Below are 23,705 nucleotides of genomic sequence, written 5' to 3'. Positions count from 1 at the left end.
TCACCGACACGTTTCGACGAAAGGCACTGATGTGATCGCCAACCTGGTGCAGCTGGCGGCCGAGGAAGAGCAGAACCCGCTCATGCCTCCCGGCCCCGAGCTGCTCGTCGGCACCATCGCCTTCGCCATCGTGTTCTTCTTCTTCTGGAAGAAGCTGCTTCCGAACATCAACAAGGTTCTGGAGGAGCGCCGCGCGGCGATCGAAGGCGGTATCGAAGAGGCCGAGACCATGAAGGTCGAGGCCCAGAGCGTCCTTGAGCAGTACAAGGCACAGCTCGCCGAGGCCCGGCACGAGGCCGCGCGTCTGCGCCAGGAGGCGCAGGAGCAGGGTGCCACGCTCATCGCCGAGATGCGGGCCGAGGGCCAGCGGCAGCGCGAGGAGATCGTCGCCGCCGGTCACGCCCAGATCGAGGCCGACCGCAAGGCCGCCGCGTCCGCGCTGCGCCAGGACGTCGGCAAGCTCGCCACCGACCTGGCCGGCAAGCTCGTCGGCGAGTCCCTCGAGGACCACGCCCGCCAGAGCCGCGTGATCGACCGGTTCCTCGACGAGCTCGAGGAGAAGGCCGAGGCCGGACGATGAACGGAGCGAGCCGCGAGGCCCTGGCAGCCGCACGTGAGCGTCTCGACGCGCTGACGGACTCGACGTCCGTGGACGCGGGCTCGCTCGCCGACGAGCTGGCCGCCGTCACCGCGCTGCTCGACCGCGAGGTGTCGCTGCGTCGGGTCCTCACCGACCCGGCGCAGGCCGGGGAGGCCAAGGCCGAACTGGCCCAGCGTCTGCTCGGCACCCAGGTCAGCGGCCCGGCCGCCGACCTGGTGGCCGGCATGGTGCGCTCCCGCTGGTCGCAGTCGCGCGACCTGGTGGACGCGCTGGAGCAGCTGGCGAACACCGCCGACCTCACCGCCGCGCAGCAGGCCGGCAAGCTCGACGACGTCGAGGACGAGCTGTTCCGGTTCGGCCGGATCGTCTCCGGCAGCACCGAGCTGCGCGCCGCGCTGACCGACCGCAAGGCCACCACCTCGGCCAAGGGCGAGCTGCTGCGCAGCCTGCTCGGCGGCCGGGCGCAGTCGGCCACCGAGCGTCTGGTCACGCGCCTTGTGACCGCGCCGCGAGGACGTAGCCTGGAGTCGGGACTCGAGTCCCTGTCCAAGCTCGCGGCCGACCGCCGGGACCGCATGGTGGCCATCGTCACCTCGGCGGTACCGCTGAGCGACCCGCAGAAGCAGCGCCTGGGCGCCGCCCTCGCGAAGCTCTACGGCCGCAAGATGCACCTCAACCTGGACGTGGACCCCGAGGTCCTCGGCGGAATCCGGGTGCAGGTCGGCGACGAGGTCATCAACGGCTCCCTGGCGGACCGCATCGAGGACGCCAGCCGCCGGCTCGCCGGCTGAGCAGCAACTCAATAGGCAGTACGTACTTACGACGGCCCTGGTTGGGCCGTGCAGAAGAATCCTGGGGGTCGCCCCCAGACCCCCAAAGTGAAACTTCGGGCCCAACAAGGAGAGCAGGGAACCCAGATGGCGGAGCTCACGATCCGGCCGGAGGAGATCCGGGACGCGCTGGAGAACTTCGTCCAGGCGTACAAGCCGGACGCGGCCTCGCGCGAGGAGGTCGGTACGGTCACCTTCGCCGGCGACGGCATCGCGAAGGTCGAGGGTCTGCCCTCGGTCATGGCCAACGAGCTGCTGAAGTTCGAGGACGGCAGCCTCGGCCTCGCCCTCAACCTCGAGGAGCGCGAGATCGGCTGCGTCGTCCTCGGCGAGTTCAGCGGCATCGAGGAGGGTCAGCCGGTCTCCCGTACCGGTGAGGTTCTCTCCGTTGCGGTGGGCGAGGGCTACCTCGGCCGCGTGGTGGACCCCCTCGGCAACCCGATCGACGGCCTCGGCGAGATCGAGACCGAAGGCCGTCGCGCCCTGGAGCTGCAGGCCCCGGGCGTCATGGTCCGTAAGTCGGTGCACGAGCCGATGGAGACGGGCTACAAGGCCGTCGACGCGATGACCCCCGTCGGCCGTGGCCAGCGTCAGCTGATCATCGGTGACCGCCAGACCGGCAAGACCGCCCTGGCCGTCGACACCATCATCAACCAGCGCGACAACTGGCGTACCGGCGACCCGAACAAGCAGGTCCGCTGCATCTACGTCGCCATCGGCCAGAAGGGCTCCACCATCGCCGGCGTGCGCGGCGCTCTGGAGGAGGCCGGCGCGCTGGAGTACACGACCATCGTCGCCGCCCCGGCGTCCGACCCGGCCGGCTTCAAGTACCTGGCGCCGTACACCGGTTCGGCCATCGGTCAGCACTGGATGTACCAGGGCAAGCACGTCCTGATCATCTTCGACGACCTGTCGAAGCAGGCCGACGCCTACCGTGCCGTGTCGCTGCTGCTGCGCCGCCCGCCGGGCCGTGAGGCCTACCCGGGTGACGTCTTCTACCTGCACTCCCGTCTGCTGGAGCGCTGCGCCAAGCTCTCCGACGAGATGGGTGCCGGCTCGATGACCGGTCTGCCGATCGTCGAGACCAAGGCCAACGACGTCTCGGCGTTCATCCCGACCAACGTCATCTCCATCACCGACGGCCAGTGCTTCCTGGAGTCGGACCTCTTCAACGCCGGTCAGCGTCCCGCGCTGAACGTCGGTATCTCCGTCTCCCGCGTCGGTGGTTCCGCCCAGCACAAGGCGATGAAGCAGGTCTCCGGCCGTCTGCGCGTGGACCTCGCCCAGTTCCGTGAGCTGGAGGCGTTCGCCGCCTTCGGTTCCGACCTGGACGCCGCGTCCAAGGCACAGCTGGAGCGTGGCCAGCGCATGGTCGAGCTGCTGAAGCAGCCGCAGTACCAGCCGATGGCCACCGAGGACCAGGTCGTCTCCGTCTGGGCCGGCACCACCGGCAAGATGGACGACGTCCCCGTCGCCGACATCCGCCGCTTCGAGAAGGAGCTGCTGGACTACCTGCACCGCAAGGAGCAGGGCCTGATGACCTCCATCCGCGAGGGCGGCAAGATGTCCGACGACACCCTCCAGGCTGTCGCCGAGGCCATCGCGGAGTTCAAGAAGCAGTTCGAGACCTCCGACGGCAAGCTGCTCGGCGAGGACACCCCGGCTGCCGGTAAGTGACGACGGAAGGGACCTGACTCATGGGAGCCCAGCTCCGGGTCTACAAGCGTCGCATCCGATCCGTCACCGCGACCAAGAAGATCACCAAGGCGATGGAGATGATCGCCGCCTCGCGCGTCGTCAAGGCGCAGCGCAAGGTGGCGGCCTCCACCCCGTACGCGACCGAGCTCACCCGGGCGGTCACGGCGGTCGCCGGCGGATCCAACACCAAGCACCCGCTCACGACCGAGCCGGAGAACCCGACCCGCGCCGCGGTCCTGCTCCTCACGAGCGACCGCGGTCTGGCCGGCGCCTTCAACTCCAACGCCATCAAGGCCGCGGAGAAGCTCACGGCGAAGCTCGAGGCCGAGGGCAAGGAGGTCGTCAACTACATCGTCGGCCGCCGCGGTGTCGCCCACTACAACTTCCGCGAGCGCAAGATCGCGGAGTCGTTCACGGGCTTCACCGATGAGCCGTCGTACGCGGATGCCAAGAAGGTCGCGGCCCCGCTGATCGAAGCGATCGAGACGGAGACGGCCGAGGGCGGCGTGGACGAGCTCCACATCGTCTACACCGAGTTCGTGTCGATGATGACGCAGACGGCGATCGAGGCGCGGCTGCTGCCGCTCAGCCTCGACGAGGTGGCGGCGGAGGCCAAGCCCAAGGGCGAGATCCTCCCGCTGTTCGACTTCGAGCCCTCGGCGGAGGACGTCCTGGACGCCCTGCTGCCGCGCTACGTCGAAAGCCGCATCTACAACGCGCTGCTCCAGTCGGCCGCCTCCAAGCACGCCGCCACGCGGCGCGCGATGAAGTCGGCCACCGACAACGCCGGAGAGCTCATCGAGACGCTCACCCGGCTTGCCAACCAGGCCCGCCAGGCCGAAATCACCCAGGAAATCAGCGAGATCGTCGGTGGCGCGAGTGCCCTGGCCGACGCGACCGCGGGGAGTGACCGATAAATGACCACCACTGTTGAGACGGCCACGGCGACGGGCCGCGTCGCGCGGGTCATCGGCCCGGTCGTCGACGTGGAGTTCCCCGTCGACGCGATGCCGGAGATCTACAACGCCCTTCGCGTCGAGGTCGCAGACCCGGCGCTTGCGGGCGAGAAGAAGACGCTGACCCTGGAGGTCGCCCAGCACCTGGGTGACGGCCTGGTCCGCGCCATCTCCATGCAGCCCACCGACGGTCTGGTCCGCCAGGCCCCGGTGACCGACACCGGTGCGGGCATCACCGTCCCGGTCGGCGACTTCACCAAGGGCAAGGTGTTCAACACCCTCGGTGAGGTGCTGAACAGCGACGAGGTCCACGAGGGCGAGCGCTGGTCCATCCACCGCAAGGCACCCGCGTTCGACCAGCTCGAGTCGAAGACCGAGATGTTCGAGACGGGCCTGAAGGTCGTCGACCTGCTCACCCCGTACGTCAAGGGCGGCAAGATCGGTCTGTTCGGTGGTGCCGGTGTCGGCAAGACCGTGCTGATCCAGGAAATGATCATGCGTGTCGCCAACCTCCACGAGGGCGTCTCCGTCTTCGCGGGCGTCGGCGAGCGCACCCGTGAGGGCAACGACCTCATCGCGGAGATGGAAGAGTCCGGCGTTCTGGACAAGACCGCCCTGGTCTTCGGCCAGATGGACGAGCCCCCGGGCACCCGTCTGCGCGTGGCCCTGGCCGGCCTGACGATGGCGGAGTACTTCCGTGACGTCCAGAAGCAGGACGTGCTGTTCTTCATCGACAACATCTTCCGCTTCACCCAGGCCGGTTCCGAGGTGTCGACCCTGCTCGGCCGTATGCCCTCCGCGGTGGGCTACCAGCCGAACCTGGCCGACGAGATGGGCACCCTCCAGGAGCGCATCACCTCGACCCGTGGTCACTCGATCACCTCGATGCAGGCGATCTACGTCCCCGCGGACGACCTGACCGACCCGGCCCCGGCCACCACCTTCGCCCACCTCGACGCGACGACGGTGCTGTCCCGTCCGATCTCCGAGAAGGGCATCTACCCGGCCGTGGACCCGCTGGACTCGACGTCCCGCATCCTCGACCCGCGGTACATCTCGGCGGACCACTACAACGCCGCGATGCGCGTGAAGAACATCCTGCAGAAGTACAAGGACCTTCAGGACATCATCGCGATCCTCGGTATCGACGAGCTCGGCGAGGAGGACAAGCTCGTCGTCCACCGTGCCCGTCGCGTGGAGCGCTTCCTGTCCCAGAACACCCACGCCGCCAAGCAGTTCACCGGCGTGGACGGTTCGGACGTGCCGCTGGACGAGTCGATCGCCGCGTTCAACGCGATCTGCGACGGCGAGTACGACCACTTCCCGGAGCAGGCGTTCTTCATGTGCGGTGGTCTCGAGGACCTGAAGAAGAACGCGAAGGAGCTGGGCGTCTCCTGACCCGGGCCACGCTCGAGTCATGAGGGGGCGGGGTTCGTCCCGCCCCCTCTTTCACGCCTACTAGACTTGTAACCAACACCCGGCACTCCCGCCGGGTGGTGACCCGAGGAGCCACCCTTGGCTGCTGAGCTGCACGTCGCGCTGGTCGCGGCCGACCGTGAGGTCTGGTCCGGCCAGGCCACCCTGGTCGTCGCGCGCACCACGTCCGGCGACATCGGCGTCATGCCCGGTCACCAGCCGCTGCTCGGTGTGCTGGAGTCGGGCCCGGTGACCATCCGTACGAGTGAGGGCGGGACGGTCGTCGCCGCGGTTCACGGCGGATTCATCTCGTTCGCGGACGACAAGCTCTCGCTGCTGGCGGAAGTCGCCGAGCTGTCGGACGAGATCGATGTCCAGCGCGCAGAGCAGGAGCTTGAGCGCGCGAAGGCGGAGGACGACGCGGAGGCCCAGCGCCGCGCGGACGTCCGTCTGCGAGCTGCGACGGCGGCACGCTGACCCTGTCCGCCGCGTGATGATGTCACTCAGCCGCGGCTGGGTACCGGAGAGATCCGGACCCAGCCGCGGCTGAGGCGGATGTGGGTGATTTTTACGTTCCGTTACCTAGGAGACGAGGAGGTCGGTGTCGATGGTCCTCGCTCTGACTGTGTGCGGAATCGTGGTGGCCCTCGTGGTGGTGGGCCTGTTCGTCTTCGGCCTGCGCCGCCGGCTGATCCAGCGGTCGGGCGGCACCTTCGACGCCAGCATGCGCTGGGACGCCCCGGCCGAGGGCGACACCAACGGCAAGGGCTGGGCGTACGGCGTGGCCCGCTACAACGGTGACCGCGTCGAGTGGTACCGCGTCTTCTCGTACTCGCCGCGTCCGCGCCGCGTCCTGGAGCGTTCCGCGATCGAGGTGGCGGGCCGCCGCGTCCCGGAGGGCGAGGAGGAGCTGGCGCTGCTCTCCGACCATGTGATCCTGGCCTGCCTGCACCGGGGCACGCGTCTCGAGCTCGCGATGAGCGAAGACGCGCTGACCGGTTTCCTCGCGTGGCTCGAGGCAGCCCCGCCCGGACAGCGGGTGAACGTGGCGTAGCCATGTTCACCCGCTGGGTGGGGGTCCCCCCGGACGAAGTCTGGGGGAGCGTCAATGTCGCCTAGGGTCTATGACCCTTCGAACTTCGCTTTGATCCCGGCCTACTTCAGGCCGCTGTCGATGGCGTTCGCCAGCTCTCCGTTCGCGGTGTCACCGCTGAACTCCCAGAAGAACGCGCCGCCGAGGCCCTGGTTCTTGGCCCAGCTCATCTTCCCGGCGATCGTCGACGGAGTGTCGTACGACCACCAGTTGCTGCCGCAGTGCGCGTACGCCGTGCCGGCGATGGTGCCGGTGGCCGGGCAGGAGTTCTTCAGCACCTTGTAGTCCTCGATGCCCGCCTCGTACGTGCCCGGAGCCGCGCCGGTGGCCGATCCGCCCGGGGCGGACTGGGTGACACCGGTCCAGCCGCGGCCGTAGAAGCCGATGCCGAGCAGGAGCTTCTTGGACGGGACGCCCTTCGCCTTCAGCTTGGCGATCGCGTCGGCCGAGTTGAAGCCCGCCTGCGGGATCCCCGGGTAGGACGTGAGCGGGGAGTGCGGGGCGGTCGGGCCGTCCTTGTCGAAGGCGCCGAAGTAGTCGTAGGTCATCACGTTGTACCAGTCGAGGTACTGGGCGGCGCCGCCGTAGTCGGCCGCGTCGATCTTGCCGCCGGAGGAACCGTCGGCGGTGATGGCCGCGGTGACCAGGTAGTTCGGGCCGAACTCGGCACGCAGTGCCTGGGAGAGGGTTCTGAAGGCCGCCGGACCGGAGGTGTCGCAGGTCAGGCCGCAGGCGTTCGGGTACTCCCAGTCGATGTCGATGCCGTCGAAGACGTCGGCCCAGCGCGGGTCCTCCACGACGGCCTTGCAGGACTTGGCGAACGCGGCGGCATTGGCCGCGGCCTGGCCGAAGCCGCCCGAGTAGGTCCAGCCGCCGAAGGAGTACAGCACCTTGATGTGCGGGTACTTGGCCTTCAGCTGGCGCAACTGGTTGAAGTTGCCGCGCAGCGGCTGGTCCCAGGTGTCGGCGGTGCCGCTGACGGACTGGTCGGCGGTGTAGGCCTTGTCGTAGGCGGCGTAGGTGTCGTCGACGGTGCACTGGCCGTTCTTGACGTTGCCGAAGGCGTAGTTGATGTGCGTGATCTTCGACGCCGAGCCCGAGGTCACCAGGTTCTTGACGTGGTAGTTGCGACCGTAGACGCCCCACTCGGTGAAGTAGCCGAGCTTGACCTTGTCGCCGGTGGGCGGGGGCTCGGTGGTGCCGCCGGTGGTGCGGACGCGGACGGCGCCGCTGACCGGGCCGGTCTGGTCGGCGGTGTCCCGGGCCTGGACGGAGTAGGAGTAGTCGGTGCCGGCGGTGAGGCCGGTGCTGGTGTACGACGTGCCCGTCACGGTGGCGACCTTGGTGCCGTCGCGCAGGACGTCGTAGTTCTTGACGCCCTTGTCGTCGGTGGCGGCGGACCAGGACAGCTTCACCGAGGTGTTGGTGATGTCCGAGGCGGTGGGGGTGCCGGGGGCGCTGGGAGCGCTGTCGCCTGGCTCCGTGGTCCCGCCGTCGCAGCTTCCGCCGTTGAGCCTGCAGTGGGTGGGGGAGCCGGTGCCGCTGCCGTTGAAGCCGAAGGAGACGGAGGCGCCGGGGGCGAGGGTGCCGTTCCAGGACTTGTTCTTGGCGGTCCAGTGGGTGCCGGAGGAGGTGACGTCGGCGTCCCAGGACGAGGTGACGGACGTGCCGGTGGGGAAGTCCCACTCGACGGTCCAGGAGCTGAGGGTCGTGGTGCCGGTGTTCTTCACCGTCCACTTGCCCTCGAAGCCGGAGCCCCAGTCCTGGGTCTTGGCGTAGGAAGCGGTGGCGGACGTCGCGGCCTGGGCCGGGCTCGCCAGGCCGACGAGGCCGGCCAGCGGGAGCAACAGGGTCGCGAACCCTGCCGCGGCTCTGTGTCTGAAGCGCATGCTGCGCCTCCTTGATGGAGTTGTGGGGGCGTGACTGAGCCTCACGCCCACTCATGGTGCGGTGAGAATAGAAAGGTCTGGACCACCGGTCAATAGGTCTGGACCACCACGCACCGAACTCGGATCAGATACCCAACTCCTGGGCCAGCACAGCGGCTTGCACCCGGCTCCGCAGCCCCAGCTTCCCCAGCAGCCTGCTGACATGGGTCTTCACGGTCGCCTCGGCCATGTCGAGCCGCTCGGCGATGCCCGCGTTGGACAGGCCCTCGCCCAGACAGGACAGCACCTCGCGCTCGCGCCGGGTCAGCTCGTCGAGCACCGCCGGATCGGCCGCTGGCTCCCGCGCCGGCTTCGCGGCGAACTCCGCGATCAGCCGCCGCGTCACCGCCGGGGCGATCAGCCCCTCCCCGCGCGCGACCGTCCGTACCGCCTCCAGCAGGTCCCTGGCCTCGGTGTTCTTGAGCAGGAAGCCGGACGCACCCGCCCGCAGCGCCCCGAAGACGTACTCGTCGAGATCGAAGGTGGTCAGTACGAGCACGTCGGCGAGCCGTTCCATGACGACCTGCCGGGTCGCCGACACTCCGTCCAGGCGTGGCATCTGAACGTCCATCAGCACCAGGTCCGGCCGCAGCTCCCGGGCCAGCGCCACCGCCTGCTCACCGTCCGCGGCCTCGCCGACCACCTCGATGTCGGGCGCGCTGCGCAGGATGAGGACCAGTCCGGCGCGGACGGCGGACTGGTCCTCGGCGACCAGGACGCGGATCATGCGGTGACTCCTTCGACGCTGTCGTGGACGGGGAGGGTGGCGCGTACGGCCCAGATCTTGCCCTCGGGCGAGTCCTCGGGGGCGGCTTCGAAGGTGCCGTCCAGCAGGGCCACGCGTTCTCTCATGCCGACCAGACCGGCGCCGGAGCCGGGGGCGCGCGGGGCGTCCCGGTCTCCGTACGGGCTGGTCACGCCGATGACGAGGGAGCCGTCCCGCCGGGCGAGGGACACGGTGACCCGGCCGGGGGCGGCGTGCTTGAGCGCGTTGGTCAGCGACTCCTGCACGATGCGGTAGGCGGCGAGCTCGACGGGCGCGGGCACCTCGCCCTGTGTGGAGTCCAGCGTGACGTCGAGACCGTTGGTGCGGGCGTTCTCCACCAGCGAGCCGAGGCCGTCGAGCGTCGGGGCGGCGGACGGTTCCACATCGCCGCTGCTGTCGCGCAGGATGCCGATCAGCCGCCGCATCTCGGCGAGCCCCTCCACGCTGTTCTCCCGGATGACCACGAGCGCCTCCTGAGAGGTTTTCGGATCGTCGAGGGAGAGCGCGGCGGTGGAGTGGATGGCGATCGCGGACAGGTGGTTGGCGACCATGTCGTGCAGTTCGCGTGCCATCCGGGCGCGTTCGGCGGTGACCGCCTGCGTGCGGTCCATCTCGGCGAGCAACGCGGTCTGTTCGGCGCGCAGCCGGGCCGCCTCGGCGGCGTCGCGGTGGTTGCGGACGATCAGGCCGGTGGCGGCGGGGCCGAAGGACACGAGGCCGGTGACCACGCCGATCAGCAGAGCCTCGGGCTCGCGCCAGATCGCGAACGGCACCACCGCCCCGGCCACCGAGAGCAGCCCGGTGATCCGCGGGATGCGGTGGGCCGAGGCGGGCGGGCCGTACAGAACGGCTGCGTACATCAGGTCGGTGTACATCAGGATCGTGACCAGGTTGCCCTGGGTGACGGTGTCCAGGACGATCGCGGGCGTGCCGATCAGCAGGGCCGTGCGGGGGGCGTCCCGGCGCAGCAGCTCGCAGCCCGCCATGACGACGAGCGGCAGCAGAAGCGGCCAGCGTCCCGGCAGGAGCACGTACGGCTCGGTGTGCGGACGGGTGGCCAGGCCGACGCCCCACAGCAGCAGCCCGCCGAGCAGGCTGCCCACTGCGACGTAGATGTCGAAACGGCGCGGGCGGGGGAGTCGTACGGCCATGACACCATCCAACACGGCCGTCGTGGCCTGCGCGTGAGCCGCGCGAAGGGTCCCGGGCTGCATCTTTCGATGTAGCGCGGGTTCGTCAGTCGCGACGACGATTCCGGCCGAACCGCCCGGGAGCCTGGAAGGGTGACCGAGAGGAGCGAACCGTGATCGTCGCCTTGATCGCCGCCTGTGAGATCGGCTTCTGGGTGCTGCTGGCGGCCGGGCTGAGCGCCCGCTACCTGATGCGCATGCCACGTCTGGGGCTGGGCCTGCTGCTGTGCGAGCCGCTGCTGGAGGTCGTGCTGCTGGTCGCCACCGCACTGGACCTGAAGAACGGTGCCGAGCCGAACTGGACGCACGGGCTGGCCGCGCTGTACATCGGCTACACCGTCGGGCACGGCCACCGCACGGTGAAGTGGCTCGACGGCCACGCCGCCCACCGGCTGGGCGGGGCCCCGAAGCCGATCGGCCCACCGCGCTACGGCACGCCCCGGGCGCGCCACGAGGGCAAGGTCTGGCTGGGCACGCTGGTGGGCGCCGTCGTCGCGACCGTGCTCCTCCAGCTCGCGATCTGGTACGTGGACGACCCGAGCCGCGTGACCTCCCTGGAGAGCTGGCGCTATACGGCCTGGCGTACGGCCGGGATCCACGGACTGGTCGCGCTGAGTTACTGGATCTGGCCACGGAAGGCCCCTGTGGGGGAGCCTGAGGGGCTGCTCGAGAAGGAGCGGCTGCGTCGCTGATGCCCGTGCGTCGTGGCTGGTCGCGCAGTTCCCCGCGCCCCTGTCAGCAGCGCTTCAGCGCTCCCCGCCCGGGACCCACAGCACGTCTCCGACCTCCTTGTTCGCCGTCCTCGCGAGGATGAACAGCAGGTCGGAGAGGCGGTTGAGGTAGGTCGCCGTCAGCGGGTTCATCACCTCGCCGTGCACCTCCAGAGCCGCCCAGGTCGAGCGCTCCGCCCGGCGTACGACCGTGCAGGCCTGGTGGAGCAGGGCCGCGCCCGGGGTACCGCCGGGGAGGATGAAGGAGCGGAGCTTCTCGAGCTGCTCGTTGAAGCGGTCGCAGTCCGCCTCCAGCTTGTCGATGTAGAACTGCTCGACCCGCAGGGGCGGGAACTCCGGGTTCCCCACCACCGGCGTCGACAGGTCCGCACCCACGTCGAACAGGTCGTTCTGCACGCGGGTGAGGACCGTGACGATCTCCTCGTCCAGACCGCCCAGTGCGATCGCCGTGCCGATCACCGCGTTCGCCTCGTTGGCGTCGGCGTACGCGGAGATCCGCAGGTCGGTCTTGGCGACCCGGCTCATGTCGCCGAGGGCGGTGCTGCCCTGGTCGCCGGTCCTGGTGTAGATGCGCGTCAGATTGACCATGGGGCCAGCGTAGTTAGGCTCAGGCGGTTCGGAACACGCGTGTGCCCACTGTCACGGACAGCGCCGTGAGGGCGACGGCCACCAGCGCGCCGTAGAGCATGTGGGGTGTCGCGTAACTGCCGACGTACGCGTCCCGCACCGCGTCCACCAGATAGCGGAACGGCATGAGGTGCGACAGGACGTCCAGCCAGGCCGGGCCCAGCGTCATCGGCAGCATCAGGCCGGAGAGCAGCATCGACGGCATGGTCAGCGCGTTGATCGCCGGGCCGAAGCTCTGCGGGGTGTCCATTCTCATCGCCAGCGCGTACGACAGGGCGGCCAGCGAGACCGTGAGCAGCGCGACGAAGACGAAGCCGACCAGGACGCCGGCGAGGGGTGCCCGCAGGCCCATCACCACCGCCGCCAGCACCAGCAGCACGGCCTGGAAGACGAACACCGTGGCGTCCCGCAGCACCCGGCCGAGCAGCAGGGCCAGCCGGCTGACAGGGGTGACGCGCATGCGCTCGACCACGCCGTGCCCCTTTTCGATGATGATCGAGAAGCCCGCGAACGACGCCCCGAACAGGCCGAGTTGGAGCAGCAGCCCGGGGACGAGCACCTGCCAGGAGCTGCCTTGCCCGCCGAGCGGGAGATCCGTGAGCAGGGGGCCGAAGAACAGCAGGTACAGCAGCGGCATGAGCACCCCGAAGAGCAGCGCGAAGCGCGAGCGGAGGGATTGCCGGAGGTAGCGCCCGTAGACGAGGGCGGTGTCGTGCAGCAGCATCGTGGGTCCTGGTCCTGTTCCTGGTCCTGTGAGTCCGTGGGGCCTATACGGCGACGGGGGCCTGGCCGGCCGGTGCGGCGTTGCGGCCGGTGATGGCGAGGAACGTGTCCTGGAGCGAGGCGTCGAGCGAGCCGCCGTACCGCAGCTTCAGGGCGGCCGGAGTGCCCTCGGCGACGACCATGCCGTGGTCGACGACGACGAGCCGGTCGGAGAGCGCGTCGGCCTCGTCGAGGTAGTGCGTGGTCAGGAACACCGTCGTGCCGTGCTCGTCGCGCAGCCGGCGCACCAGGTCCCACAGATCGGCGCGGCTGCCCGGGTCGAGGCCGGTCGTCGGCTCGTCCAGGAAGAGCACCTTCGGGCGGTGGGTGAGCGCCATCGCGATGTCCAGCCGGCGGCGCTGCCCGCCGGAGAGCGCGCCGCACGTGCGGTCGAGGAGCCCGGTGAGGGCCATGTCGCGTGCCAGTTCCTCGGCGCGCCCGGCCGCCTGTGCCCTGGTCAGCCGGTACAGGCGGCCCTGGGTGATCAGCTCCTCCCGCACGCTGATCTGCGGATCGACCCCGCCGGACTGCGCGACGTAACCGCAGGCCCGCCGCACCCCGGCCGCGTCGGTCGCCAGGTCGCACCCCGCGACGGTGGCGGCACCGCCGGTCGGCTTCAGCAGAGTCGTCAGCATCCGGAGGGTCGTCGTCTTGCCCGCGCCGTTCGGGCCGAGGAAGCCGAGGATCTCGCCCTCGCGGACGGTCAGGTCGATGGAGCGCACGGCCTCCACGGGGCCGCCCTTGGTCAGGAAGGTACGGGCCAGTCCGGCCGTGCTGATGATTGCCATGCCCCCAGAAAAACAGAGTCTCTTAAAGTTTGCAATGACTCCAAGTTTTGGGGGCCTCCAGGGAAGTTAGGATTCGGACATGGCTGAGGGGCTCAGGGAACGGAAGAAGCGCGAGACGAGGCAGCGCATCTCGGACATCGCCACCGGGCTGTTCCTGGAGCGCGGGTTCGTGACGGTGACGATCGCGGACGTGGCGGAGGCGGCCGACGTCTCCGTGAACACCGTCTACAACTACTTCCCGGCCAAAGAGGACCTCTTCTTCGACCGCTCCCAGGGCGTCGTCGACCGGCTCTCCCGCTGGGTGCGCGGCCGGGACGCGGGGGAGTCGGCCACCCGGGCGGTGCTGCGCGAGCTGCGCGCCGAGATCGAGGCCGTCTCGCCCCGCATCGGACTCATCGAGGGCTACGACCGCTTCATGCGCTGCATCGAAGAGGCGCCGCCGCTGCGCTCCCGGCTGTGGAGCATGCAGCAGGAGCTCCAGGGCAACCTGGAGGCGACCCTGCGCGAGGAGACCGGCGCCCCTGCCGGCGACCCGCTGCCCGCGCTGATCGCCGGTCAGATCTGCTGGGTCCACGGCACCGTCTTCGTCGCGATCGGCCGCGAGATGGTCAAGGGGCGCAACCCGGACGAAGTGTCACGGGAGATGCTCGTCGTTCTCGACGACATCGAGGAGCTGTTGAGCGAGAAGGTGCTCAACTACGCCGTACGAGGCGCCGCATGACCCACGTCGGTGTGATGTCCGTCATGTGAGACGTGACGCGCATTACTTACTGGTCACACAGCCCCTCACGAGCGCTAGTGTCCGCCCGAGAGGCAGACATAAGCAGCGCGTCAGGGGAGTCGCACAGTGGCACGGAAGCTCGCCGTCATCGGAGCCGGCCTCATGGGAGCCGGCATCGCCCAGGTCTCCGCTCAGGCGGGCTGGGAGGTGGTCCTGCGTGACGTCACCGACGAGGCACTGACGCGCGGCACCGACGGCATCAAGGCGTCGTACGACAAGTTCGTCGCCAAGGGCAAGCTGGAGGCGCACGACGCCGACGCCGCCCTGGCCCGTATCACCGCGACCACCGACCTGGACGCCGCGGCCGACGCGGACGTGGTCGTCGAGGCCGTGTTCGAGAAGCTAGAGGTCAAGCACGAGATCTTCCGCGCGCTCGACAAGATCGTGAAGGACGAGGCGATCCTCGCCTCCAACACCTCCGCCATCCCGATCACCAAGATCGCGGCGGCGACGGAGCGCCCGGAGCGGGTCGTCGGCACGCACTTCTTCTCGCCGGTGCCGATGATGCAGCTGTGCGAACTGGTCCGCGGCTACAAGACCAGCGACGAAACCCTCGCCACCGCCCGGGAGTTCGCCGAGTCGGTCGGCAAGACCTGCATCGTCGTCAACCGCGACGTCGCCGGCTTCGTGACGACCCGTCTCATCTGCGCCCTGGTCGTCGAGGCCGCGAAGCTTCAGGAGTCGGGCGTGGCCAGCGCCGAGGACATCGACCTGGCCTGCAAGCTGGGCTTCGGTCACGCCATGGGCCCGCTGGCGACGGCGGACCTGACGGGCGTGGACATCCTGCTGCACGCCACCAACAACATCTACACCGAGTCCCAGGACGAGAAGTTCGCGGCTCCCGAGTCGATGCGCCGGATGGTTGACGCCGGTGACATCGGACGCAAGAGCGGGCAGGGCTTCTACAAGCACTGAAACCGCACATGCCCCGGGGCCCATCACACGCCGGGGTGAATTCGGTATCGGTTCGCTTACAAGAAGCAACCTCTGAGTCCTCCACACAGTCAGAGGTTGCATCACCCACATCAGAACGCGGAGCACGATTCGCACGCACGGGGAGCGCATATGCACATCAGGGGCGACCATGCCGAGCTGGTCGTCGGGGGCCGCCTCGACGTCCGGAGCGCGGCGGACGCCCGTACGGTCCTGCACTCGGCCGTCGACGACGGAGTCGGCGACCTGGTGCTGGACCTGTCCGAACTGGACTCCTGGGACGCCACCGGACTGGGCGTGATCATGGGGGCCCACCGGCGGGCCGGCCGCTGCGGCCGGCGCCTGGTGCTGCGCGGTGTACCGCCGCAGATGCAGCGCCTGCTGGTGGCCACCCGCCTGCACCGGATCCTGGCGATCGAGGGGGGCATCGGGGTGGAGTCACTTCCCCGCGTGTGACGCCTCGTACGGGTGTGAGCCGGGCGACCGGGGAGACCCGGACGCACGTCGTCGAATCGTGCGACGCGCACAATCCTCACGAGACCGTGACGTTACGGACGGCGCGGTACCCCGGACTGTCGTAGATACTGTGCGAAGGTTTAGGGTTCGGCTGCCCGCTGCCTTGACACCCTTCGAGCGGGACCGGACCAGAAGCGACAGCGCGGTGTGCAGCAAGGCCGGGAGGGGCTTTTCCAAGCACACAGACGCTTTTGGGGGGCTTGACCTATGGATCCTGACAACCAGGGACCCGAGGAGTACGGCCATGACGGTGACGGCCCCGCGCCGCGCCAGCGCCCTCCCAGGGAATCCCTCACACCCGACTTCGCGCAGCACGCGCCGGCCCTCGCCCGCACGGTGCAGCTCGTCTCCGGTGACTTCCTGCTGACCGTCAACCCCGTCGACGGCAGCGAGATAGAGGTCTGCCCGCCCGCCGAACGGCCCGCCCGGCCCGTGAAGCTCACCGCGGCCGAGCGCGCCGAGGCCGACCGCGCGGCCCGCCCGCCCGTTCCGCCCGGCCCCGCGCGGCCCGCCCTGCCGTTGCTGGCCCGGCAGGACGAACGCGAGCGCCTGGTGCGCCTGCTCGCCCGCGGCCGCTCCACCCGCCTCACCGGCCCGGCCGGCTCCGGCCGCACCCGCCTGCTCGACCTCGTCGCCGAGGACTGCTCCGACCTCGCCCCCGACGGCGTCGTCCGTCTGAACGGCTTCGGGCGCACCTCCGGCGACCTGCTGTACGACCTGTTCCACGCGGTGTACAACGCCCCCCTGCACCGCCCGGACCGGGACGAAGTGCTCACGTACGTCCGTGACATCGGCGCGGTCGTCGTCCTCGACGACCTGGAGTTCGGCGGTGCGGCGCTCGACGAGCTGCTGGAGGCGACCCCCGAGTGCGCCTTCCTGCTCGGCGCCACGCCGGACGTGCCGGCGCCCTCCCCGGGCGCCGGCGTCGAGGAGGTCCTCCTCGGCGGGCTGGAGCGCGCGGCCGGGCTCGACCTGCTGGAGCACGCCGTCGGCCGGACCCTCACCGAGGACGAGTCCAACTGGGCGGGCGACCTCTGGTTCGAGTCCGAAGGTCTGCCGCTGCGCTTCGTGCAGGCCGGCGCCCTGCTGCGGCAGCGCGACCGGCTGCGCGCCGGCACCGGTGCCGTCGACGAGTTCGGCGTCTTCGAGGACGCGCCCCCGGCCGGCACCGCCGAGGCCTACGACCTCGGTGACGATGTGCCACTGCCCGCGCTCGGCGAGGCCGCCGCACCCGCGCCGCTGCTCGCCTCCCGGCTGAGCGCCTCCGCCCGCGCCACCCTGCGGTTCGCCCTCGCCCTCGGCGGCGAGATCCCCCACCAGGCGCATCTGCCCGCCCTGGTCGGCGACACCCACGCGGACGCGGCGCTCGGCGAACTGGCCGCCTGCGGCCTGGTCTCCCCGGTCGGCTCCCGCTACCGCCTCGCGGCCGGCGTGCCCGCCCAGCTGGAGGCCGCCGGGTACGCCGACGAGGCCGAGGCCGGCGCCCGCAGCGCCGCCCAGCACTACTCCTGGTGGGCCGGGCACCCCTCGGTCACCCCGGAGCGCGTGTGCGCGGAGGCCGACGCGGTCCTCGCCGCCCTGACCGTCCTCGGACCGGCCACCCGCCCGCCCGCCGAGGGCGAGGAGAGCGCGGCCGTGCACCTGGCCCGCACCGCCGCCCCCGCGCTCGCCGCCGGACTGCACTGGAGCGCCTGGGAGCGGGCCCTCCGGGCCGGCGCCGAGGCCGCCCGGCTCGCCGGGGACGTCGCCGAAGAGGCCTACTTCCATCACGAGCTCGGTGTCCTCGCCCTGTGCGGTGGGCAGCTCGACCGGGCCCGCGCCGAACTGGAGGCCTCCATCGGCCTGCGCGGCGCCCTCGCCGACAAGCGCGGCACGGTCGCCGGCCGCCGCGCGCTCGCCCTGGTCGCCGACCGCTCGGGCACACCGATCGGGCTCGGACCGACCGCGGGGGAGGAGGTGCCCGACGCCCGTGGCGAGGAGTCGGCGTCCCCGCCCGGTGGTGTTCCGGCGGCCTTCCCGACGCTCCAGCAGCCGCCCTCCCCGGCCCTGGTCACCCACCGCAGCTCGCCCGCGCCCTCGCGAGCCGCCCGTGGCGGTCTCAAGGGCCTGGCCCGGCGCAACCTCGTGGCCGCCGGTTCGGGTGCCCTGCTCGTCGCCGTCCTGGGCACGGTCGTGACGCTGGGCGCCACCTCCGACAACAAGCAGAACCCGCCGTCCGACCAGGTCGGCGTCAACCCGTCCGCCAGCCAGGGCGTCAACGACGGCAGCCTGGGTGCCGACCGGCCGGCGAACGACGGCGGCGACGACACCGGCGCGGTGACCAGCCGCCCGACGGACCCGGGCCCGGACGGCACCCTCGGCACGTCGGACGACCCGACGCCGACGGGCTCCCCGAGCGGTTCGCAGGACCCGAGCGATTCCGCGTCGCCGTCGAAGCCGCCGTCGTCCTCGAAGCCGCCGGCCACGTCCAAGCCGCCCGCGACGTCCAAGCCGCCCGCGACGTCCAAGCCCCCCGCGACGTCCAAGCCGCCGACGTCCGAGCCGCCGACCTCGCAACCGCCCACCTCCGAGCCGCCCACCTCCGCGCCGCCGACGACCAGTCCGTCCACCTCCGACTCGGCCAGCGGCCCGGCGCCGAGCGCTCCCACCAGCACCACGGCGAGCGCCTCGCAGAGCACCACGGGCACGCCGAGCGGTTCGGAGACGGTGATCTGACACCCGGCACATGACAGGGCCGGGTCCGTTCCGCGGACCCGGCCCTGTTCGTCGTCGTACGGGCTGTCAGAACAGCCGCAGCTTGTCGTCCTCGATGCCCCGCAGCGCGTCGTAGTCGAGGACCTGGCAGCCGATGCCGCGGTCCGTGGCGAGGACGCGGGCCTGCGGCTTGATCTCCTGGGCGGCGAAGACGCCGCGTACCGGGGCGAGACGGGGATCGCGGTTCAGCAGTTCCAGATAGCGCGTCAGCTGCTCCACGCCGTCGATCTCACCGCGCCGCTTGATCTCCACCGCGACCGTCTTGCCGTCGGCGTCCCGGCACAGGATGTCGACCGGCCCGATGGCCGTCGGGTACTCGCGGCGGATCAGTGTGTAGCCCTCGCCGAGTGTCTCGATGCGGTCGGCGAGCAGCTCCTGGAGGTGTGCTTCCACGCCGTCCTTGATCAGGCCCGGGTCGACGCCCAGTTCGTGCGAGGAGTCGTGGAGGACTTCCTCCATCGTGATGATGAGCTTCTCGCCCGCCTTGTTGACGACGGTCCAGACGCCTTCTTCCTCGCCGGTGCCCTCCTTCAGCGTGCAGGGCGGCGACATCCAGTTCAGGGGCTTGTAGGCCCGGTCGTCGGCGTGGATCGAGACGCTGCCGTCCGCCTTCACCAGGATCAGGCGCGGGGCCGAGGGAAGGTGGGCGGTGAGCCGCCCGGCGTAGTCCACGGAGCAGCGGGCAATGACGAGACGCATGGTCGGCAACGCTACTCGACGGGCACCTGTCCACGCGATTCGCCCTGGAAAACACGTGTTCGGTAATGGCCGATTGTGTGCATGGTGTGTCCAGCGGGAGTGCCTCATCTGCGCATTTTCCTGGTGCCGTCACCGTCCGTTGCTTACCGTATGAACGGGAGGTCGCGATGCGTGTACGCAGCGTGTCCGGTGTCGCGAACTCCCTTATCTGTCAGGCAACCCCTGCTCGTTGGGGGTGCGAGAGGAGAACTCATGTCGCTCGACGTCTCACCGGCCCTACTCGAACAGGCCGAGCGAGGCGAGGTCGACGAAGCGGAATTCGTCGACTGCGTCCGGACCTCCCTGCCGTATGCGTGGGAGATGATCAGCTCCCTGGTGGCCCAGCTGAAGGTGGACGGCGGTGCGTTCGCCGACAACCAGACGCCCCCGCCGGACGAGCAGGCACGCGGCCAGCTGCTGCGTGCGCTTGCGAGTGACGCGATACGCGGCGCGCTGCAACGGCACTTCGGTGTGCGCCTGGCTTTCCAGAACTGCCACCGGGTGGCCGTGTTCCCGCTTGACTCCTCGGTCGACGAGAAGCTGGGCCGCTTCACCTCGGTCCGCAGTCAGGTGCTGAACCAGTCGCCCGAGTTCCGGGACTGCTGACGCGGCGCCGCTTGCTTGCCGCTCCGTACGCGGGAGGTGCAGTTCTGTACCGGAGCGGCAAGCCCCCAGGAATGCACTCCGCTCTCAGACGAGTTGGGGGAGCACCTCGGCGCCCAGCCGCCGCACGTTCTCCTCGGTCGCCGCGAAGTCCCCGGAGCCCTCGACGAGCAGCGCGAAGCGAGAGATGCCCGTCCGCTCGCTGGTCGCCGCGAGCCGGTCGGCGCACAGCCGCGGGGTGCCCACCGGGTGCAGCCCGCAGAGCAGTTCGGTGTACGCCAGCGGGTCGCGCATCCGGCGTGTGCGCCCGTCGACCGTGACATGCGCCTCCAGGCCCTGCTTCAGCCAGCCCGGCATCGCCTTCATCAGCGTCTCCGCCGCGTCGACCCGCCGGTCCGCGATCTGGCAGACACCGGCCGACACATGGGACGCGCCATGGATCTCCTCCGCGGAGCGACCGCACGCCCGCGCGTGCTGCCGCCACAACGCGACCATCTCGGCCTTCTCCTCGTCCCCCACATGCATCCCGAGGAGCATCGACAGACCCCGCTCGGCGGCCAGCCGCACGCTCGCCGGCGAGGTGCAGGCGACGACGATCTCGGGCCCCGGGACCTCCGTCAGGGCCTCCGACGGCCGCGGCACCACCGGGACTTCACGGAAGCGGAAGCGCTCCCCGTCGGCCGCCACGGACGACTCGCGCAGCCACCGCACCAGAAGCTCCAGTGACTCCGGGAACCCCTTCTCGTACGCCTCCAGGCCCGCGCCGAACACCTCCAGATCCACCCACGGGCCGCCGCGCCCGACGCCGAGCGTGAAACGGCCGCCGCTCGTGTGGTGCAGCAGCGCCGCCTGTTCGCCGAGGGCCACGGGGTGGACGGTGGGGAGCACACTGACCGCCGTACCCACCCGGATCCGACGGGTGCGACCCAGCAGCAAGGCGGCCAGGGTGATGGCCGACGGGCACGTGCCGTACGGCACGAAGTGGTGCTCGGCCAGCCATACCGTGTCGAGCCCGGACTCCTCGGCCACCTCGGCCGAGCGAACCGCGCGGTGCAGCGCCTCTCCCTCGCCCTGACCGGGGAACTGGGCCGCCAACACGAAACTTCCAACGCGCATTGCTTTCCTGCTTCCTTGGCTCCGACAGGGAGCTCCCCCACAGGGCATAACCGTCTGACACGTGCCGAGGACACGGCCGGCCGGAGTATTTTGCGGATTGTCTGCAGAATGGGGCGTTCCGCCGGGAGCCCTGGGGAAGGGCACCCGGGGTGAGCCCACCGCGCCCGCGAGGGACTTATGGCGATTGGTGCCGTACGCCTACCCTCGTGCGCGCCGCGTAGGCTGGACGCGGCCCCAGCTTCCTGTATAGCCCCGAGAGGTGTCCCGTGTCCCCGCGTCGCAACCGACCCAAGGGCGCTGCTTCGTTCGGCCGGAGCGTCGAGGACGACCGCCCCGGCCGCTACGGCGGCTGGCAGTCCTCGGCGAACTGGCAGGGCGAGAACTGGAGCGTTCGGCATGTGGCCGGCGCGAGCGCGCAGGGCAAGTCGTACCGCTGCCCCGGCTGCGACCAGATGATCCCGGACGGGGTGCCGCACGTGGTGGCCTGGGCGGAGCACACGGGCGTCGACGACCGCCGGCACTGGCACAAGGCCTGCTGGAACGCGCGGGACCGCCGCACCCCGGGGGTGCAGCGGTCCCGTAACGCGCCGAAGTTCTGAGCGGACTCAGACGTCCCGCTTCTCCAGCAGCGCGAAGGCGCCGGCGAACGCGGCCGCCGTGACGCCGAGGATGATCCACAGCGGGTCCCAGCCGGACGGGCCGGACTGGCTGAGGGAGGCGGAGTAGAAGACGCCGAGCTGGCTGGGAATCGAGTACTCGAACAGGGCGTCACGCACGGCCTCCAGCGAAGCCGAGAACATGAACAGCGCGATCACGAGCGGGGCGAGCACGGCACCGACCATGAGGGTGATGGCACCCGCCGAGTGCCGGATGATCGAGCCGACCGCCAGCGAGAGCAGGCCCAGCAGGGCGACGTACAACGCGACGCCGACCGTGCCCTTCAGCCACTCGCCGCCGGAGGGGGACGTGGCGCCGTCGCTCTCCAGCATGGCCACGTGCAGGAAGGCCACGAGGGACACGGACACGAGCGTCACCACGAAGGCCACCAGGAAGAACACCATGGCCTTCGCCGCCAGGACCCGGCCACGGCTCGGGCACGCGACCATCGTGGTGCGGATCATGCCGGTGCCGTACTCCGAGGCCGTGGTCAGCACGCCCAGAGTGATGATGCACATGCTGCCCAGCAGCAGGCCGAAGAAGCCCAAGCCGAGCGGACTCTCCCCGTCCAGGGCCGGATCGGAGTTCGCCACGACGATGCCGGTCAGCAGACCGATGCCGACGACGAGCAGGACGAACACGCCGAGGGTCCACATCGTGGAGCGCACCGACCTGATCTTCGTCCACTCGGAGGCGATGGCGTTGCCGAGGTGCGTGCGTACGACCGGGATCGGCGAGGTGTAGCCGGGGCCGCCGGCGTACGGGGCGGAACCGGGCGCCGCCTGCCAGGCGGGCGCGGCCTGCGGCGTCTGGGGCTGGGGGCTGCTCATCGGGCGTCCTCGGGCTTGGTCAGGTCGGAGGTCGGGGCGGCGGCGGGCGCCGACTGCGCCGGGGCGGGCTGCGCGGGGGCCGAGGCGACCGGCTGGGCGGCGGGGGCCGCGGGGGCCTGCGGTGCGGGCTGCGCGGTGCCCTGAGGCGCCTGGGGCGCGGGCTGGGCGTACGGGTTGGGCGTTCCCGCGTCGGGAGCGCCAGGGGCGCTCGGAGCGACGCTGGGAGCCCCCGGGGCGCCGTACGGGCCCGCCGGAGCCTGGCCCGGTGCGCCCTGCGGCGGGGCCGGGAACGGCCGGCCGCCCTGCTGGGGCGGCGGCGGGGCGTACCAGCCCGGCTGGCCCTGCCCGGGCACCGGCATCGGCGGCTGCGCGCCGGGCGGCAGCGGCTGCTGGAGCCCTTCCTTCTGGTCGATCGTCGAGCGGTAGTCGACGGCGCCCTGCGTCATCCGCATGTACGCCTCCTCCAGGGAGGCCTGGTGCGGTGACAGCTCCCACAGCCGTACGCCGTGGTCGTGCGCGATGTCGCTGATGCGCGGCAGGGGCAGCCCCGTCACGCGCAGACCGCCGTCCTGCTCGGGCAGCACGTGCCCGCCCGACTCGGTCAGCGCGGCCGACAGCTTCTCGCGCTGCTGCGGCTCGGTGTCGGGCGTGCGCACCCGCGCGAAGTCCGCGGAGTTCGCGGAGATGAAGGCGGTCACGCTCATGTCGGCGAGCAGCTGACCGCGCCCGATCACGATGAGGTGGTCGGCGGTCAGGGCCATCTCGCTCATCAGGTGGGAGGAGACGAAGACCGTACGGCCCTCCGCCGCCAGCGCCTTCATCAGGTTGCGCACCCAGAGGATGCCCTCGGGGTCGAGGCCGTTGACCGGCTCGTCGAACAGCAGCACCTGCGGGTCGCCGAGCAGTGCCGCGGCGATGCCGAGCCGCTGTCCCATACCGAGGGAGAAGCCCTTGGACCGCTTCTTGGCCACGTCCTGCAGACCGACGACCCCGAGCACCTCGTCCACCCGCCGGGCCGGGATGCCCGACAGCTGGGCCAGGGACAGCAGATGGTTGCGGGCGGAGCGGCCGCCGTGCACCGCCTTGGCGTCCAGCAGCGCGCCGACCTGACGGGCGGCGTTGGGCAGCCTGCGGTACGGAAAGCCGCCGATCGTCACATGCCCGGCCGTCGGGTTGTCCAGGCCGAGGATCATCCGCATCGTCGTCGACTTGCCCGAGCCGTTCGGCCCGAGGAAGCCGGTGACGGCTCCGGGCCGCACCTGGAAGGAAAGGTTGTACACAGCGGTCTTGTCGCCGTAGCGCTTCGTCAGGCCGACTGCTTCGATCATGCTCCGCACCCATCGCAAGGTTCAGGACAGCGGGGCACACGCCCCCGTAAGGGTTAGGAGGAT

At 70.5% G+C, this 23,705-nt stretch carries 24 protein-coding genes; 14 read left to right on the top strand and 10 right to left on the bottom strand.

Annotated features, from left to right (window positions below):
- The first annotated feature begins 31 nt into the window (after window positions 1-31).
- The 7 genes from ACIRDU_RS23510 (at window position 32) to ACIRDU_RS23480 (ending at window position 6,555) form a co-directional block, all read left to right on the top strand.
- Window positions 32-580 (top strand): F0F1 ATP synthase subunit B, encoded by a 549-nt coding sequence (locus ACIRDU_RS23510; RefSeq protein ID WP_381037400.1) that lies wholly within the window; start codon window positions 32-34, stop codon window positions 578-580.
- The gene (locus tag ACIRDU_RS23505) at window positions 577-1,392 is read left to right on the top strand and encodes a F0F1 ATP synthase subunit delta (protein ID WP_403582341.1); all 816 of its coding nucleotides are present in this window, start codon (window positions 577-579) and stop codon (window positions 1,390-1,392) included. Before ACIRDU_RS23510 ends, ACIRDU_RS23505 begins: the two co-directional genes overlap by 4 nt.
- A 126-nt stretch (window positions 1,393-1,518) precedes the next feature.
- Complete coding sequence (atpA, locus tag ACIRDU_RS23500) at window positions 1,519-3,108, top strand: F0F1 ATP synthase subunit alpha (protein WP_403582339.1); 1,590 nt, start codon at window positions 1,519-1,521, stop codon at window positions 3,106-3,108.
- A 20-nt stretch (window positions 3,109-3,128) separates the two neighbouring features.
- On the top strand, window positions 3,129-4,046 hold the full coding sequence (locus ACIRDU_RS23495) for a F0F1 ATP synthase subunit gamma (RefSeq protein WP_391901083.1): 918 nt from the start codon (window positions 3,129-3,131) through the stop codon (window positions 4,044-4,046).
- Window positions 4,047-5,483 carry a F0F1 ATP synthase subunit beta gene (gene atpD, locus ACIRDU_RS23490; RefSeq protein WP_403582337.1) on the top strand — a complete coding sequence of 479 codons (1,437 nt, stop codon included), beginning with the start codon at window positions 4,047-4,049 and terminating at the stop codon, window positions 5,481-5,483.
- Between the two features lie 117 nt (window positions 5,484-5,600).
- Window positions 5,601-5,978, top strand: coding sequence for a F0F1 ATP synthase subunit epsilon (locus ACIRDU_RS23485; RefSeq protein ID WP_033312984.1), 378 nt, complete (start codon window positions 5,601-5,603; stop codon window positions 5,976-5,978).
- A gap of 130 nt (window positions 5,979-6,108) precedes the next feature.
- Window positions 6,109-6,555, top strand: a complete 447-nt coding sequence (locus tag ACIRDU_RS23480) for a DUF2550 domain-containing protein (protein WP_351629901.1) — start codon at window positions 6,109-6,111, stop codon at window positions 6,553-6,555.
- A 101-nt stretch (window positions 6,556-6,656) separates the two neighbouring features.
- On the opposite strand, the gene ACIRDU_RS23475 is transcribed toward ACIRDU_RS23480, so the two are convergent.
- The 3 genes from ACIRDU_RS23475 to ACIRDU_RS23465 all read right to left on the bottom strand — a co-directional run bounded on the left by ACIRDU_RS23475 (window position 6,657) and on the right by ACIRDU_RS23465 (window position 10,439).
- Window positions 6,657-8,483, bottom strand: a complete 1,827-nt coding sequence (locus ACIRDU_RS23475) for a glycosyl hydrolase family 18 protein (protein WP_403582336.1) — start codon at window positions 8,481-8,483, stop codon at window positions 6,657-6,659.
- A 124-nt stretch (window positions 8,484-8,607) separates the two neighbouring features.
- Window positions 8,608-9,249: a response regulator gene (locus ACIRDU_RS23470; RefSeq protein ID WP_403582334.1), complete on the bottom strand. Its 642-nt coding sequence runs from the start codon at window positions 9,247-9,249 to the stop codon at window positions 8,608-8,610.
- Window positions 9,246-10,439: a sensor histidine kinase gene (locus ACIRDU_RS23465; RefSeq protein WP_403582333.1), complete on the bottom strand. Its 1,194-nt coding sequence runs from the start codon at window positions 10,437-10,439 to the stop codon at window positions 9,246-9,248. The genes ACIRDU_RS23470 and ACIRDU_RS23465 overlap by 4 nt, the downstream gene beginning before the upstream one ends.
- 152 nt (window positions 10,440-10,591) lie before the next feature.
- Between ACIRDU_RS23465 and ACIRDU_RS23460 the strand changes: the two genes are divergently transcribed.
- Complete coding sequence (locus ACIRDU_RS23460; protein ID WP_403582332.1) at window positions 10,592-11,170, top strand: hypothetical protein; 579 nt, start codon at window positions 10,592-10,594, stop codon at window positions 11,168-11,170.
- A 54-nt stretch (window positions 11,171-11,224) separates the two neighbouring features.
- Here ACIRDU_RS23460 and ACIRDU_RS23455 read toward each other — a convergent pair whose 3' ends face one another.
- The 3 genes from ACIRDU_RS23455 to ACIRDU_RS23445 are packed head-to-tail and all read right to left on the bottom strand — an operon-like array spanning window position 11,225 to window position 13,386.
- Window positions 11,225-11,797, bottom strand: a complete 573-nt coding sequence (locus ACIRDU_RS23455) for a cob(I)yrinic acid a,c-diamide adenosyltransferase (protein WP_403582331.1) — start codon at window positions 11,795-11,797, stop codon at window positions 11,225-11,227.
- A gap of 19 nt (window positions 11,798-11,816) precedes the next feature.
- A complete protein-coding gene (locus ACIRDU_RS23450) occupies window positions 11,817-12,560 on the bottom strand; it encodes an ABC transporter permease (protein WP_403582329.1) in 744 nt (247 codons plus the stop codon).
- 43 nt (window positions 12,561-12,603) lie between these two features.
- Entirely contained in the window at window positions 12,604-13,386 is a 783-nt protein-coding gene (locus ACIRDU_RS23445) for an ABC transporter ATP-binding protein (RefSeq protein ID WP_403582327.1), read from the bottom strand.
- 79 nt (window positions 13,387-13,465) lie between these two features.
- Here ACIRDU_RS23445 and ACIRDU_RS23440 point away from each other — a divergent pair, with 79 nt between their 5' ends.
- The 4 genes from ACIRDU_RS23440 (at window position 13,466) to ACIRDU_RS23425 (ending at window position 18,331) form a co-directional block, all read left to right on the top strand.
- Window positions 13,466-14,107 (top strand): TetR/AcrR family transcriptional regulator, encoded by a 642-nt coding sequence (locus tag ACIRDU_RS23440; protein ID WP_403582325.1) that lies wholly within the window; start codon window positions 13,466-13,468, stop codon window positions 14,105-14,107.
- A gap of 126 nt (window positions 14,108-14,233) precedes the next feature.
- Complete coding sequence (locus ACIRDU_RS23435; RefSeq protein ID WP_298563117.1) at window positions 14,234-15,082, top strand: 3-hydroxyacyl-CoA dehydrogenase family protein; 849 nt, start codon at window positions 14,234-14,236, stop codon at window positions 15,080-15,082.
- Between the two features lie 150 nt (window positions 15,083-15,232).
- Window positions 15,233-15,556 carry an STAS domain-containing protein gene (locus ACIRDU_RS23430; RefSeq protein ID WP_186284954.1) on the top strand — a complete coding sequence of 108 codons (324 nt, stop codon included), beginning with the start codon at window positions 15,233-15,235 and terminating at the stop codon, window positions 15,554-15,556.
- Window positions 15,557-15,823: 267 nt separating this feature from the next.
- Window positions 15,824-18,331, top strand: coding sequence for an ATP-binding protein (locus ACIRDU_RS23425; protein WP_403582323.1), 2,508 nt, complete (start codon window positions 15,824-15,826; stop codon window positions 18,329-18,331).
- Window positions 18,332-18,397: 66 nt separating this feature from the next.
- On the opposite strand, the gene nucS is transcribed toward ACIRDU_RS23425, so the two are convergent.
- Window positions 18,398-19,069 carry an endonuclease NucS gene (nucS, locus tag ACIRDU_RS23420; protein WP_361929733.1) on the bottom strand — a complete coding sequence of 224 codons (672 nt, stop codon included), beginning with the start codon at window positions 19,067-19,069 and terminating at the stop codon, window positions 18,398-18,400.
- Between the two features lie 252 nt (window positions 19,070-19,321).
- Here nucS and ACIRDU_RS23415 point away from each other — a divergent pair, with 252 nt between their 5' ends.
- Complete coding sequence (locus ACIRDU_RS23415) at window positions 19,322-19,714, top strand: SCO5389 family protein (protein ID WP_030246492.1); 393 nt, start codon at window positions 19,322-19,324, stop codon at window positions 19,712-19,714.
- Between the two features lie 84 nt (window positions 19,715-19,798).
- Here the strand turns inward: ACIRDU_RS23415 and ACIRDU_RS23410 are convergent, their stop codons facing one another.
- On the bottom strand, window positions 19,799-20,827 hold the full coding sequence (locus ACIRDU_RS23410; RefSeq protein ID WP_403582321.1) for an LLM class flavin-dependent oxidoreductase: 1,029 nt from the start codon (window positions 20,825-20,827) through the stop codon (window positions 19,799-19,801).
- A gap of 266 nt (window positions 20,828-21,093) precedes the next feature.
- On the opposite strand from ACIRDU_RS23410, the gene ACIRDU_RS23405 reads away from it, so the two are divergent.
- Complete coding sequence (locus ACIRDU_RS23405) at window positions 21,094-21,426, top strand: ATP/GTP-binding protein (protein ID WP_403582319.1); 333 nt, start codon at window positions 21,094-21,096, stop codon at window positions 21,424-21,426.
- 6 nt (window positions 21,427-21,432) lie between these two features.
- On the opposite strand, the gene ACIRDU_RS23400 is transcribed toward ACIRDU_RS23405, so the two are convergent.
- Window positions 21,433-22,314 (bottom strand): ABC transporter permease, encoded by an 882-nt coding sequence (locus tag ACIRDU_RS23400; RefSeq protein ID WP_403582317.1) that lies wholly within the window; start codon window positions 22,312-22,314, stop codon window positions 21,433-21,435.
- The gene (locus ACIRDU_RS23395; RefSeq protein WP_403582315.1) at window positions 22,311-23,642 is read right to left on the bottom strand and encodes an ATP-binding cassette domain-containing protein; all 1,332 of its coding nucleotides are present in this window, start codon (window positions 23,640-23,642) and stop codon (window positions 22,311-22,313) included. The genes ACIRDU_RS23400 and ACIRDU_RS23395 overlap by 4 nt, the downstream gene beginning before the upstream one ends.
- Window positions 23,643-23,705: the final 63 nt, after the last annotated feature.

Source organism: Streptomyces sp. NPDC093598 (assembly GCF_044764825.1).
Classification (GTDB): Bacteria; Actinomycetota; Actinomycetes; order Streptomycetales; family Streptomycetaceae; genus Streptomyces.
The sequence above is the reverse complement of the archived record's forward strand: the minus strand, read 5'-3'. Positions and strand labels throughout refer to the sequence as shown.